The 13,441-nt window shown below is 53.3% G+C and carries 15 protein-coding genes and 1 other annotated feature; all 15 genes read left to right on the plus strand.

Annotation, left to right across the window (positions count from 1 at the left end):
- The first annotated feature begins 102 nt into the window (after positions 1 to 102).
- The 15 genes from thrS to CNE01S_RS02410 all read left to right on the plus strand — a co-directional run bounded on the left by thrS (position 103) and on the right by CNE01S_RS02410 (position 13,419).
- Positions 103 to 2,031, plus strand: a complete 1,929-nt coding sequence (gene thrS, locus CNE01S_RS02345; protein ID WP_061273008.1) for a threonine--tRNA ligase — start codon at positions 103 to 105, stop codon at positions 2,029 to 2,031.
- Positions 2,032 to 2,034: 3 nt separating this feature from the next.
- Complete coding sequence (gene infC / locus CNE01S_RS02350) at positions 2,035 to 2,577, plus strand: translation initiation factor IF-3 (protein ID WP_071704088.1); 543 nt, start codon at positions 2,035 to 2,037, stop codon at positions 2,575 to 2,577.
- 91 nt (positions 2,578 to 2,668) lie between these two features.
- Positions 2,669 to 2,866 (plus strand): 50S ribosomal protein L35, encoded by a 198-nt coding sequence (rpmI, locus tag CNE01S_RS02355; RefSeq protein ID WP_004263702.1) that lies wholly within the window; start codon positions 2,669 to 2,671, stop codon positions 2,864 to 2,866.
- A 44-nt stretch (positions 2,867 to 2,910) separates the two neighbouring features.
- Entirely contained in the window at positions 2,911 to 3,267 is a 357-nt protein-coding gene (gene rplT / locus CNE01S_RS02360) for a 50S ribosomal protein L20 (RefSeq protein ID WP_000124850.1), read from the plus strand.
- 240 nt (positions 3,268 to 3,507) lie between these two features.
- Positions 3,508 to 3,631: a sequence feature (Phe leader region), on the plus strand.
- Positions 3,513 to 3,557, plus strand: coding sequence for a pheST operon leader peptide PheM (gene pheM / locus CNE01S_RS25155; protein ID WP_106120997.1), 45 nt, complete (start codon positions 3,513 to 3,515; stop codon positions 3,555 to 3,557). Its footprint overlaps the feature before it by 45 nt.
- 60 nt (positions 3,632 to 3,691) lie before the next feature.
- Positions 3,692 to 4,675: a phenylalanine--tRNA ligase subunit alpha gene (pheS, locus tag CNE01S_RS02365; protein WP_061273011.1), complete on the plus strand. Its 984-nt coding sequence runs from the start codon at positions 3,692 to 3,694 to the stop codon at positions 4,673 to 4,675.
- A gap of 14 nt (positions 4,676 to 4,689) precedes the next feature.
- A complete protein-coding gene (gene pheT, locus CNE01S_RS02370) occupies positions 4,690 to 7,077 on the plus strand; it encodes a phenylalanine--tRNA ligase subunit beta (protein ID WP_061273014.1) in 2,388 nt (795 codons plus the stop codon).
- Between the two features lie 4 nt (positions 7,078 to 7,081).
- Complete coding sequence (gene ihfA, locus CNE01S_RS02375) at positions 7,082 to 7,381, plus strand: integration host factor subunit alpha (RefSeq protein ID WP_001229265.1); 300 nt, start codon at positions 7,082 to 7,084, stop codon at positions 7,379 to 7,381.
- Positions 7,382 to 7,513: 132 nt separating this feature from the next.
- Complete coding sequence (locus tag CNE01S_RS02380; protein WP_061273019.1) at positions 7,514 to 8,473, plus strand: bifunctional helix-turn-helix transcriptional regulator/GNAT family N-acetyltransferase; 960 nt, start codon at positions 7,514 to 7,516, stop codon at positions 8,471 to 8,473.
- A 102-nt stretch (positions 8,474 to 8,575) separates the two neighbouring features.
- Positions 8,576 to 9,556, plus strand: a complete 981-nt coding sequence (btuC, locus tag CNE01S_RS02385) for a vitamin B12 ABC transporter permease BtuC (protein WP_061273021.1) — start codon at positions 8,576 to 8,578, stop codon at positions 9,554 to 9,556.
- Positions 9,557 to 9,582: 26 nt separating this feature from the next.
- The gene (locus CNE01S_RS02390; protein ID WP_061273024.1) at positions 9,583 to 10,134 is read left to right on the plus strand and encodes a glutathione peroxidase; all 552 of its coding nucleotides are present in this window, start codon (positions 9,583 to 9,585) and stop codon (positions 10,132 to 10,134) included.
- Position 10,135: 1 nt separating this feature from the next.
- Positions 10,136 to 10,882 (plus strand): vitamin B12 ABC transporter ATP-binding protein BtuD, encoded by a 747-nt coding sequence (btuD, locus tag CNE01S_RS02395; RefSeq protein ID WP_061273027.1) that lies wholly within the window; start codon positions 10,136 to 10,138, stop codon positions 10,880 to 10,882.
- Positions 10,883 to 10,958: 76 nt separating this feature from the next.
- Positions 10,959 to 11,420: a C40 family peptidase gene (locus CNE01S_RS02400; protein WP_061273030.1), complete on the plus strand. Its 462-nt coding sequence runs from the start codon at positions 10,959 to 10,961 to the stop codon at positions 11,418 to 11,420.
- A gap of 125 nt (positions 11,421 to 11,545) precedes the next feature.
- Positions 11,546 to 12,520, plus strand: coding sequence for a LacI family DNA-binding transcriptional regulator (locus CNE01S_RS02405; protein WP_061273033.1), 975 nt, complete (start codon positions 11,546 to 11,548; stop codon positions 12,518 to 12,520).
- A gap of 242 nt (positions 12,521 to 12,762) precedes the next feature.
- The gene (locus tag CNE01S_RS02410; protein WP_061273036.1) at positions 12,763 to 13,419 is read left to right on the plus strand and encodes an EAL domain-containing protein; all 657 of its coding nucleotides are present in this window, start codon (positions 12,763 to 12,765) and stop codon (positions 13,417 to 13,419) included.
- Positions 13,420 to 13,441 lie beyond the last annotated feature (22 nt).

The following is a 13,441-nucleotide window of genomic DNA, read 5'->3' on the forward strand; positions in this document are numbered from 1 at the left end:
GCGATTGTTGGTCAAATGGTTACGCAACGACTTGTTCTAAAATCAATTTCTCTACTGTATGTGATCTTTCGTGTGGGTCACCACTGCAGATAAGGACTTAACATGCCTGTTATTACTCTTCCTGATGGCAGCCAACGCCATTACGACAAACCCGTTAGCCCGATGGATGTTGCGCTGGATATTGGTCCAGGTCTTGCCAAAGCGTGTATCGCTGGCCGCGTAGACGGTGAACTGGTTGATGCTTCCGATATTATCGAAAACGATGCGAAGCTTGCGATAATCACCGCCAAAGACGAAGCGGGTCTGGAAATTCTTCGCCACTCCTGTGCTCACCTGCTGGGTCATGCCATCAAGCAGCTGTGGCCACACACCAAAATGGCGATTGGCCCGGTTATTGACAACGGTTTCTACTACGACGTTGATCTGGACCACACCCTGACGCAGGAAGATCTTGAGCTACTCGAAAAGCGTATGCACGAGCTGGCCGAGAAAGATTACGACGTTATCAAGAAGAAGGTGAGCTGGCAGGAAGCGCGTGAGACTTTCGTCAACCGCGGTGAAAGCTATAAAGTCGCCATTCTTGACGAAAACATCAGCCATGATGACAAACCAGGTTTGTATCATCATGAAGAATACGTGGATATGTGCCGTGGGCCACACGTACCGAATATGCGTTTCTGCCACCACTTTAAGCTGCAGAAAACCTCCGGTGCTTACTGGCGCGGTGACAGCAACAACAAGATGCTGCAGCGTATCTACGGCACCGCCTGGGCGGACAAAAAGCAGCTGAATGCTTATCTGCAGCGCCTGGAAGAAGCCTCCAAGCGTGACCACCGTAAAATCGGCAAGCAGCTTGACCTGTATCATATGCAGGAAGAAGCACCGGGTATGGTGTTCTGGCACAACGACGGCTGGACTATCTTCCGCGAGCTGGAAGTGTTCGTGCGCTCCAAGCTGAAAGAGTACCAGTACCAGGAAGTGAAAGGTCCGTTCATGATGGACCGCGTCCTGTGGGAAAAAACCGGCCACTGGGACAACTACAAAGATGCGATGTTCACCACCTCTTCCGAGAACCGTGAATACTGCATCAAGCCGATGAACTGCCCAGGTCACGTGCAGATCTTCAACCAGGGTCTGAAATCCTACCGCGACCTGCCGCTGCGCATGGCCGAATTCGGTAGCTGCCACCGTAACGAACCGTCGGGCGCGCTGCATGGCCTAATGCGCGTACGTGGTTTTACTCAGGACGATGCTCACGTCTTCTGTACTGAAGAACAGGTTCGCGATGAAGTAAACAGCTGTATCCGTATGGTATACGACATGTACAGCACCTTCGGTTTTGAAAAAATCGTGGTGAAGCTGTCTACCCGTCCGGAAAAGCGCATTGGTAGCGACGAAATGTGGGATCGCGCGGAAGCGGATCTGGCCGTTGCGCTGCAGGAAAACAATATCCCGTTTGACTATCAGCCGGGTGAGGGTGCATTCTACGGGCCTAAAATTGAGTTCACACTGTATGACTGCTTGGATCGTGCATGGCAGTGCGGTACCGTTCAGCTTGACTTCTCCCTGCCAACCCGCTTGAACGCCTCTTATATTGGCGAAAATAACGAGCGTTTGGTGCCGGTAATGATTCACCGCGCCATTTTAGGTTCAATGGAACGCTTTATCGGTATTCTGACCGAAGAGTTTGCTGGGTTCTTCCCAACATGGCTTGCTCCGGTGCAGGCGGTGGTGATGAATATCACCGACGGCCAGGCAGAATACGTTAACGAATTGACTCGTAAACTCCAAAATGCGGGCATTCGCGTAAAAGCAGACTTGAGAAATGAGAAGATAGGCTTTAAAATCCGTGAACACACGTTACGTCGTGTCCCTTATATGCTGGTTTGTGGCGATAAAGAGGTCGAAGCAGGCAAAGTTGCCGTTCGTACCCGCCGCGGCAAAGACCTGGGAAGCATGGACGTCAACGAATTGATTGAAAAGCTGCAGCAAGAGATTCGCAGCCGCAATCTTCATCAACTGGAGGAATAAAGTATTAAAGGCGGAAAAAGAGTTCAACCGGCGCGTCCTAATCGCATTAACAGAGAGATTCGTGCCACTGAGGTTCGTCTGACCGGTATTGATGGCGAGCAGATTGGTATTGTCAGTCTGAATGAAGCTTTGGAAAAAGCCGAAGAGGCCGGGGTTGATTTAGTAGAAATCAGTCCAAACGCCGAACCGCCTGTTTGCCGCATCATGGACTACGGCAAGTTCCTCTACGAGAAAAGCAAATCTTCTAAGGAACAGAAGAAGAAGCAAAAAGTTATTCAGGTTAAGGAAATTAAATTCCGACCTGGCACCGATGATGGCGACTACCAGGTAAAACTCCGCAGCCTGGTTCGCTTTCTGGAAGAGGGAGATAAAGCTAAGATCACGCTGCGTTTCCGCGGTCGTGAGATGGCTCACCAACAGATTGGTATGGAAGTGCTTAACCGCGTCCGTGACGATCTGAGTGAACTGGCAGTGGTCGAATCCTTCCCAACGAAGATCGAAGGCCGCCAGATGATCATGGTGCTTGCTCCGAAGAAGAAACAGTAAGGCCATCAAGTAACATGCCGCGGGGCTTCGGCCTCGCGGATTTTGTTCGCCTACTGGTTCGTTTTATTAACAATGCGAAGTGGAAATTGAAATGCCAAAGATCAAAACAGTACGCGGCGCCGCTAAGCGCTTCAAAAAGACCGCCGGTGGCGGTTTTAAGCGCAAGCACGCTAACCTGCGTCACATTCTGACTAAAAAGTCTACCAAACGTAAACGTCATCTGCGTCCGAAAGGCATGGTCTCCAAAGGGGATCTGGGCCTGGTTGTCGCTTGTCTGCCGTACGCATAAGTAAACTTTTTTTAATTAATTCAGAATAGAAACAGGAGAGCTAAATGGCTCGCGTAAAACGTGGTGTAATCGCACGTGCTCGTCACAAAAAAATCCTCAAACAAGCTAAAGGCTACTACGGTGCGCGTTCTCGCGTATACCGCGTTGCCTTCCAGGCTGTTATCAAAGCTGGTCAGTACGCTTACCGCGACCGTCGTCAACGTAAACGTCAGTTCCGTCAGCTGTGGATTGCACGTATCAACGCTGCAGCTCGTCAGAACGGTATCTCTTACAGCAAATTCATCAACGGCCTGAAAAAAGCCTCTGTTGAAATCGACCGTAAGATCCTGGCTGACATCGCCGTATTCGACAAAGTGGCATTCACTGCCCTGGTTGAGAAAGCGAAAGCAGCTCTGGCATAAGCCAGTTTTAAGAGGGAGCTTGCTCCCTCTTTTAATTTATCCCCGTCATATTTCAATCTGTAGCTGCGTCAACTGCACTCGCTACCCCCAATCACTTACTTCAGTAAGCTCCCGGGGATAATCGAGCTTGTCGCCTTACTACAAATCGAATTATTAGGGCATAACACAATCAAATTATTGACTTTCAACGCCGTAGCTCGTTCAATAGCCAAAGCGAAATTTGTCAAAATAAGGTAACTGCAAGCATGAATGCTGCTATTTTCCGCTTCTTTTTTTACTTTAGCGCCTGATTCAGGGGGCTTTGCGCGTAAGAAAAGAAACGAAAAACAGCGCCGAAAGCCTCCTGTACGGAGGCTTTTTTTTTGCGTTTCGTTTTCGAATCAGACCAACTACCCCGGCAGTTTGCCGGCATAAGAGGAATACCATGCCACATCTCGCAGAGCTGGTTGCCAGTGCCAAAGCAGCCATAAACGATGCCCAGGATGTTGCCGCGTTAGATAATGTACGCGTCGAATATTTAGGGAAGAAAGGGCACCTGACCCTCCAGATGACCACCCTGCGTGAACTGCCACCGGAAGAGCGTCCGGCAGCGGGCGCGGTAATTAACGAAGCTAAAGAGCAGGTTCAGGAAGCCCTTAACGCCCGTAAAGCCAACCTGGAAAGCGCTGCGCTGAACGAACGCCTGGCGGCGGAAACTATCGACGTTTCTCTGCCTGGTCGCCGTATCGAAAACGGTGGCCTGCACCCGGTAACCCGCACTATCGATCGCATCGAAAGCTTCTTCGGCGAGCTTGGCTTCACCGTAGCGACCGGCCCTGAAATCGAAGATGACTACCACAACTTCGATGCGCTGAATATTCCAGGCCACCACCCGGCGCGCGCAGACCACGATACTTTCTGGTTTGACGCGACCCGTCTGCTGCGTACCCAGACATCTGGCGTGCAGATCCGCACCATGAAAGACAAGCAGCCGCCAATTCGCATTATCGCCCCGGGCCGCGTCTATCGTAACGACTACGATCAGACCCATACCCCGATGTTCCATCAGATGGAAGGCCTGATCGTTGATACCAATATCAACTTCACCAACCTGAAAGGAACGCTGCACGACTTCCTGAATAACTTCTTCGAAGAAGACCTGCAAATTCGTTTCCGTCCGTCCTACTTCCCGTTCACCGAACCGTCCGCAGAAGTGGACGTTATGGGTAAAAATGGCAAGTGGCTGGAAGTACTGGGTTGCGGCATGGTGCATCCGAACGTGCTGCGTAACGTCGGCATCGATCCGGAAGTCTACTCCGGCTTCGCCTTCGGTATGGGTATGGAACGTCTGACCATGTTGCGCTATGGCGTAACCGATCTGCGTGCATTCTTCGAAAATGATTTACGTTTCCTCAAACAGTTCAAATAAAGGCGGGATATCCAATGAAATTCAGTGAACTCTGGTTACGCGAATGGGTAAACCCAGCCAACAGCAGTGACGAACTGTCCAGCCAGATAACCATGGCCGGGCTTGAAGTTGACGGCGTCGATGCCGTGGCAGGGGCTTTCCACGGCGTTGTGGTCGGTGAAGTCGTCGAGTGCGGCCAGCACCCGAACGCCGACAAGCTGCGTGTGACAAAAGTTAACGTTGGCGGCGATCGCCTGCTGGACATCGTGTGCGGCGCACCAAACTGCCGTCAGGGTCTGAAAGTCGCCGTGGCGACCGTTGGCGCAGTGTTGCCGGGTGATTTCAAAATCAAAGCGGCCAAACTGCGCGGCGAGCCGTCCGAAGGGATGCTGTGCTCCTTCTCCGAGCTGGGTATTTCCGATGACCATAACGGTATCATCGAACTGCCAGTGGACGCGCCAATCGGTACCGACATTCGTGAATACCTGAAGCTTGATGACAACACCATTGAGATCAGCGTCACGCCAAACCGTGCCGACTGCCTGGGTATTATCGGCGTAGCTCGCGACGTTGCGGTGGTAAACAAGCTGCCGCTGGCTGAGCCAGAAATTACCGCCGTTGCCGCATCTATCAATGACACGTTGCCAATTCGCGTAGATGCCGCAGACGCTTGCCCACGTTATCTTGGCCGCGTTGTGAAAGGCATCAACGTTAAGGCGCCAACGCCGCTGTGGATGAAAGAGAAACTGCGTCGCTGCGGCATTCGTTCCATCGATGCGGTGGTTGACGTCACTAACTATGTGCTGCTGGAGCTTGGCCAGCCGATGCACGCCTTCGACCTGAACCGCATTGAAGGCGGGATCGTAGTGCGTATGGCGCAAGAGGGGGAAACCCTGGTGCTGCTGGACGGCAGTGAAGCGAAGCTGAATGCTGACACTCTGGTCATTGCGGACCACAATAAAGCACTGGCAATGGGCGGTATCTTCGGCGGCGAGCATTCGGGTGTTAACGACGAAACCCAGAACGTCCTGCTGGAATGTGCCTTCTTCAGCCCGCTGTCCATCACTGGTCGTGCACGCCGTCATGGCCTGCATACCGATGCTTCCCACCGCTACGAGCGTGGCGTCGATCCTGCGCTGCAGTACAAAGCGATGGAGCGAGCGACTCGTCTGCTGGTGGATATCTGCGGCGGTGAAGCTGGCCCGGTTATCGATGTCACAAGCGAAACGCACCTGCCTAAGCGCGCCACGATTACGCTCCGTCGTAGCAAACTGGACCGTCTGATTGGTCATCACATCGAAGATGCTCAGGTCAGCGACATTCTGCGCCGCCTGGGCTGTGAAGTGACCGAAGGCCAGGAACAATGGACTGCGGTGGCGCCAAGCTGGCGCTTCGATATGGAAATTGAAGAAGACCTGGTGGAAGAAGTGGCTCGCGTTTACGGCTACAACAGTATTCCAAACAGCCCGGTGCAGGCAGGCCTGGTGATGGGCACCCATCGCGAGGCTGACCTCTCTCTGAAGCGTGTGAAAACCATGCTGGTGGACAAAGGTTACCAGGAAGTCATTACCTACAGCTTCGTCGATCCGAAAATTCAGCAGCTTCTGCACCCTGGCGAAGAAAATCTGATTCTTCCTAATCCGATCTCTACCGACATGTCCGCCATGCGTCTGTCGCTGTGGAGTGGCCTGCTGACAACTGTGGTTTATAACCAGAACCGCCAGCAAAGCCGCGTGCGAATTTTCGAGTCAGGCTTACGCTTTGTGCCTGATACTCAGGCAGACCTTGGGATTCGTCAGGATCTTATGCTGGCAGGTGCCATCTGCGGCAACCGCTATGAAGAACACTGGGATCTGGCGCGTAACACCGTTGACTTCTATGATCTGAAAGGCGATCTGGAGTCCGTTCTGGCCCTCACCGGTAAACTTTCAGACATCGAATTCAGAGCGCAGGCAAATCCGGCCTTGCATCCTGGGCAAAGTGCTGCCATTTATTTAGCAGGTGAATGCATTGGTTTCATTGGTGTTGTTCACCCGGAACTGGAGCGTAAACTGGACCTTAACGGCCGCACGGTGGTGTTCGAGGTGCTGTGGAGCAAGCTCGCAGACCGCGTGGTGCCTGAGGCGCAGGACGTTTCTCGCTTCCCGGCAAACCGCCGCGATATCGCTGTTGTGGTGGCTGAAAACGTCCCGGCAGCAGATGTTTTGGCCGAGTGTAAGAAAGTTGGCGCAAATCAGGTAGTTGGCGTAAACTTATTTGACGTGTACCGTGGCAAGGGCGTAGCCGATGGCTACAAGAGCCTGGCCATAAGCCTTATCCTTCAGGATACGGGCCGTACACTCGAAGAAGAGGAGATGGCCGCTACCGTTGCAAAATGTGTAGAGGCATTAAAAGAGCGATTCCAGGCATCATTGAGGGATTGAACGTATGGCGCTTACAAAAGCTGAAATGTCAGAATATCTGTTTGATAAGCTTGGGCTTAGCAAACGAGATGCCAAAGAGCTGGTAGAGCTGTTTTTCGAAGAGATCCGTCGCGCTCTGGAAAACGGTGAGCAGGTTAAACTCTCGGGCTTTGGTAATTTTGACTTACGCGATAAAAACCAACGTCCCGGGCGCAACCCGAAGACCGGTGAAGATATTCCCATTACGGCGCGCCGTGTGGTGACCTTCCGACCTGGTCAGAAGCTAAAAAGTCGGGTTGAAAACGCGTCGCCAAAAGACGAGTAACCTGAGTTAACAAAAGGCCGCATTCGCGGCCTTTTTCTTTTGCTTTTTAGTCCCATTGCTTAACGACATGCGCTTGACAAACATTCCGCTCAAATGGTTGTATAGTACAACTATAATCTAACGGTAACGCCCATGTCTAACAGCACCCTTATCGAGTCTATACGCGCCTCGTCGCGCCAGGTTGTGCGCGAGCTTGGTTTTCTGAACTCAACGCTTGCCGCGACCAACTACTCTGCTTCTGCGGTTCATGCTCTGCTGGAAATTGGCACACGGGAAAACGTCACTGCAGCCGATCTGGTTCAGGTACTTGGCCTGGAGAAGTCGAGCGTCAGCAGAATGATAGGCAAACTGCGTAAAGCCGGAGAGCTCGATGAGCGCGTTTCAGACGAAGATGCCAGAGCCAGACGGCTCCAGTTGACCCCCCAGGGCAAACAGACCGTCAGGGAAATTCATCGGTACGGCAGAATGCGCGTAGAGAAAGCGCTGGCACAACTGAATGCTCAGGCGCAGCAATCTGTAGCGGAGGGGCTGTCCAACTATGCTCAGGCGCTAAAAGCCTGTCGCGGTGAGCTGACTGGCGAAGAGGGAAGAGCAAACTTCGAGATATCCACGGGATACCAGCCAGGCGTGATTGGGCGCGTGGCGGAAATGCACGCGAACTATTACTCAAAGCACTATGGATTCGGCCATTTTTTTGAAGGGAAAGTGGCTACCGGCCTGGCGGAATTTTCTGGGCGGCTGGATCGCCCGTGTAACCGCATCTGGGTGGTATTCCGCAATGGCAAAATTGTGGGCTCCGTATCCATTGATGGTGAAGACCTGGGCAATCACGAAGCCCATTTACGCTGGTTTATTCTCGATGATGAATGCCGTGGCAGCGGTATCGGCCGGGCGTTATTACGCGAGGCCATGCGCTTTTGCGATGAGTATGGTTTTTCCGCCGTGCAGCTGTGGACCTTTAGCGGCCTGAATGCCGCTCGTCATCTTTATGAATCGATGGGATTTGAGCTAATCCGGGAATGGCAGGGAGAGCAATGGGGAGGCTCAATGCTGGAACAACAATTCACGCGCAAACGACCGGCAGAAGAGTAATTCGGGACAGCCGTGCTATTACGGCCTTTTCTTTGCTTGTTCTCTTTGGCGAACTCCCCGTAAAATCAGGCGCATAAACGGGGCAGGGGGAGCCTTTACGGAATGCTGAATTTTGTAACCAGACAACGCAGGGTTGAACGCCTCTGGCTAATAGCCCTGGTCTTTGCCACGGTGATGGTGCTGGTCCTGAGCCTGTGCGCCGGGGATGTCTGGTTTTCACCTCTTTCCTGGTGGAATGACGAAGCCCGGCTCTTCATCTGGCAAATTCGCTTGCCGCGAACGCTTGCCGTCCTGCTGGTGGGGGCGGCTCTGGCCGTGACCGGCACCATTATGCAGTCGCTGTTTGAAAATCCTCTGGCTGAACCCGGCTTACTGGGTGTCTCCAACGGCGCCGGCGTGGCGCTGGTTATTGCTCTGTTGCTCGGGCAGGGTACGCTACCAGGCTGGACGCTGGGGCTATGCGCCATCCTCGGGGCCTTAACGATCACTCTTATTCTGTTACGTTTTTCCCGTCGTCATCTCTCCACCAGTCGTCTATTACTTGCAGGTGTCGCACTCGGAATTATTTGTAGCGCCCTGATGACATGGGCGGTCTACTTTAGCTCAAGTCTCGACCTGCGCCAGTTGATGTACTGGATGATGGGGGGCTTTGGCGGCGTGGACTGGCGGCAGAGCTGGCTGATGCTGACCCTGTTGCCGGTGGTTGTCTGGCTGTGTCGGCAACATGCTCCGCTCAACCTGATGGCGTTAGGTGAATACTCAGCCCGGCAGTTGGGGCTTTCCGTCTGGCTTTGGCGCAATATTTTTGTTGTGGCTACCGGCTGGCTGGTTGGCGTCAGCGTGGCGCTTGCCGGAGCTATTGGATTTGTCGGTCTGGTGATCCCGCACATGCTGAGGCTTGCCGGGTTAACCGATCATCGCGTTTTGCTACCTGCCAGCGCGCTGGCAGGGGCCGCGGTCTTAACCGTCGCGGATGTGGTAGCAAGGCTTGCGTTAAGTTCTGCCGAACTGCCCATTGGCGTAGTCACCGCTACGCTCGGCGCGCCGGTGTTTATCTGGCTATTATTGAAAGCCGGACGTTAATTCGGCTCACAGAGGAAGAGGATGATATGCAAAGCAATGTTCTGAATACAGAGGTCACTACCATTGACGGCGAAAACACCACGCTGGAGAGCTGGCAGGGAAAAGTGCTGCTGGTGGTAAACGTCGCTTCTAAATGCGGCCTGACGCCGCAGTATGAGCAACTGGAAAACCTGCAGAAAGATTTTGAAGCGCAGGGCTTCAGCGTGCTCGGTTTCCCGTGCAACCAGTTCCTGGGGCAAGAGCCGGGCAGCAGCGAAGAGATCAAAACCTTCTGCAGCACTACCTATGGCGTGACGTTCCCGCTGTATAGCAAAATCGATGTTAACGGCGAGCATCGCCATCCGTTTTATCAAAAACTGATTGACGCGCGCCCGGCCGCCGTTGCCCCTGAAGGTAGCGGTTTCCTGGAGCGGATGAGCAGCAAAGGCCGCGGCCCGCTTTATCCTGACGACATCCTGTGGAACTTCGAAAAATTCCTGATTGGCCGTGATGGCAAAGTGATTCAGCGCTTCTCTCCGGACATGACGCCGGAAGATCCTGTGGTGCTGGACGCCATCAAACAGGCTTTGGCTAAATAATTTGTCCCTGCTGCAGCTGACAGGCGTCACCGTTGCGGGCCGGGTTGGGCCAATATCTGCGGCGGTGGAGCCCGGAGAACTTATCCATCTTGTCGGGCCGAACGGGGCAGGTAAGAGTACGTTGCTCATGCGGATGGCTGGGTTAAGCACCGGGCAAGGCAGCCTTTTGTTTAATCAGCAGCCGCTTGACGGCTGGTTGCCTGCCGCGCTTTCCCGGCGTCGCGCCTGGCTGAGCCAGCTGCAGCTTCCTCCTTTTGCGATGCCAGTCTGGCATTACCTGCAACTGCACCAATCTTCGCCTGAGTCCGAAGCGGCATTGCTACGTTTGGCCGAATCTCTGTTGCTCTCCGACAAACTGACCAAACCGGTCAACCAGCTTTCCGGCGGTGAATGGCAGCGCGTTCGTCTTGCTGCCGTGCTGCTGCAGGTTGACCCCTCGGTCAATCCAGAAGGGCAACTCTTGCTGCTCGATGAGCCGATGAACAGCCTCGACGTGGCCCAGCAGGCCGCGCTGGATCGTCTTCTGCACGGATTTTGTGAAGCCGGCATCGCGGTAGTGATGAGCAGCCATGATTTGAACCATAGCCTGCGTCATGCCCATAAAGTATGGCTCCTGCATGAAGGGAAAATGGTTGCTCAGGGTGCCCGGGACGAAGTGTTAACGCCGAAAAATTTAGGGGCTGCCTACCAAATGCCGTTTCGGTTATTGCGTATCGAAGGGCACAGTATGCTGATAAGCCCGTTATAACATCGTGGAAAGCTTGCAATAATTCCGGGTGACAGGCTAAATTACTGGAAACAGTAAGACCGGGAGTTGTCTGAAAATGCGTTTGTGGCTTATTGCAGTGGCATGCATAGTATTGGTGGGGTGTAGCCATAATGCCCCTCATCCGAACGCCCGGCTTTCCGATTCCATCACCGTTATCGCTCAGCTAAACGATCAGCTACGCAGCTGGCACGGAACGCCGTACACTTACGGCGGTATGAGCCGGCGCGGCGTGGACTGTTCCGGCTTTGTACTGATGACCTTCCGCGACAAATTTGAGCTGATGCTGCCGCGCATGACCAGTGAGCAGGCGGAAATTGGCACAAGAATCGATAAAGACGACCTGCTCCCGGGCGACCTGGTGTTCTTTAAAACCGGTTCGGGTGAGAGCGGCCTGCACGTTGGCATTTATGACACCGACAACACGTTTATCCACGCATCTACCAGCCGGGGCGTAATGCGTTCCTCTCTGGACAACGTCTACTGGCGTAAAAAATTCTGGCAAGCCCGCCGCATATAGCCTTTCCTGTTTTTTCTTGATTGAAAATCGTGACCGTTCCCGCAAATCTGCGGGCAACGTCAACGCGGTTTACAATATCAGGTAATATCGGGATGCATTGTGCTTTTCCCGCTAAGGATTGTTTCATGGTCACCCTCGAAGATGTTGCTGCCCACGCAGGCGTCTCCCGCGCCACCGTCTCACGCGTAGTTAACGGCGACACTAAGGTCAAAGCGCAAACCCGCATTAAGGTAGAAGCCGCGATTGCCGAACTGGGTTATTCCCCCAATCCTGCTGCCAGAGCGCTGGCGTCAAGTCAAAGTCATACGATTGGGCTGGTGACGACCTCCTACACCGGGGGCTTCTTCGGCTCGCTGATGGATACGGTGCAAACCGAAGCGGAATCCAACGGAAAGCAGCTGCTGGTGACGCAGGGTCGGGGCGTAGAAGAGAACGAGCGCAACGCCATTCAGCGGCTCTATAACCTGCGCTGCGATGGTCTGATCCTCCATGTCCGTGCCATCGCCGACGAAACGCTGCTTCAACTGGCGGAACGAGGTAACCGGTTTATCATCCTCGACAGAGACGTGCCCGCATTAAGCTCGCGCTGCGTGGTCTTCGACCACCGTCTTGCCAGCCACATGGCCACCCGCTATTTGCTGGATGCTGGCCATCTGGCGATAGCCTGCCTGCATGGCCCAACCCAGCGCGCCTCAAGTCTTTTGCGCCGTCAGGGCTTTCTCGATGCCATGGAAGAGCAGGGAATTACCCCGGTGGCGGTGGTGGAAGGGGAGTACGATATGCCCAGTGGCTATCGGCAAACCTCGGCCTTGCTGGACGAATATAAAATAAGCGCCCTTTATTGTTGTAACGAAGAGATGGCCGTTGGGGCAATGCTGGCCATTACCGAACGAGGGTTGCGCATCCCTCTGGATATATCCCTTATTTGTTATGACAGTGGAGACCGTGCGGCGTTTGTACGCCCGGCGTTAACCAGCGTTTATTTTCCAATAGGGGATATGGCACGCTACGCAACGCGTAAATTACTTAATGAACATTGTGAGAAAGAATCTTTTTTACCCTGCATCATTGCCCGGGACTCCGTGCGCAATTTACGTTAAAAACTGGCTATGTACGGATATCCAGGATAAGCTCAAAGTAATTAAAAGATAAGCTTAAACGTTTCAAGGATGAGTGTGAAATTCACAGCGATAGCAGCTATCCGACTATTTTCGGATTGCCGCTGTATCTCTCTGCCGTCCAACCAGAAATCCACAGGGCTGGCAAAATGATTGTTTCACTTGATAGTGTTTATTGTTCTCATCTCTATTGCCGCCCGGTCGTACGGCCGGATGACAGTATTATGGGGGTCGAAATCGTCGCAAACTTCGTCGGGGCTGACGCACCCGTACGTATTCCAACCGAGCTGTTAATCCCTCATCTTGCCCCCGAGCAGCACCTTGAGTTGTTCAGGGAGAAATTAGCGGTAATAGAAGAACATCAGGGTTTCTTTATCACCCGGCAGCTTGTCGTCTGGATTCATATTAATGAAATTATTATTGATGCGTTAATTAATAACCAGGATTTATATATTCGCTTAAAGGCTTTGCCGTTTATTGAGTTAACCCTCAGCGAAAGTTTTTCTGATTTAAATAGCGGCAAAACTAATTTAAGGCTGGCCTGGATGATGGAACGTTTTCCGCTGGTGCTGGCAGACTTTGGTGCCGGCGATGCCACTACCAAACCGGTGTTCGACGGCCTGTTCAGGCGCGTTATTATGGACCGTTTTTTTATTCAAAAACTGCTGTCGGGCCGCACCTTTACGCCTTTTATGCTGGCCATCATTGGGCAGGTTTCTCCGTTTTGTGAATCGTTGCTGGTAGCGGGAATAGACTCGGCCAGCGCGCGGCAAAAAGTGCAGGCGCTGGGCTTTGCCGCGATGCAGGGCAAACTGTGGCCGCTAGTGCCGCCGGAGGAACTGTCATCACTTTTCCCGCCTCATGAAGGTCTGGTTCACTAAAGCCCCTGCTGCGCCACCGTGT

This window comes from Cedecea neteri NBRC 105707 = ATCC 33855 (assembly GCF_001571265.1).
GTDB lineage: Bacteria > Pseudomonadota > Gammaproteobacteria > Enterobacterales > Enterobacteriaceae > Cedecea > Cedecea neteri.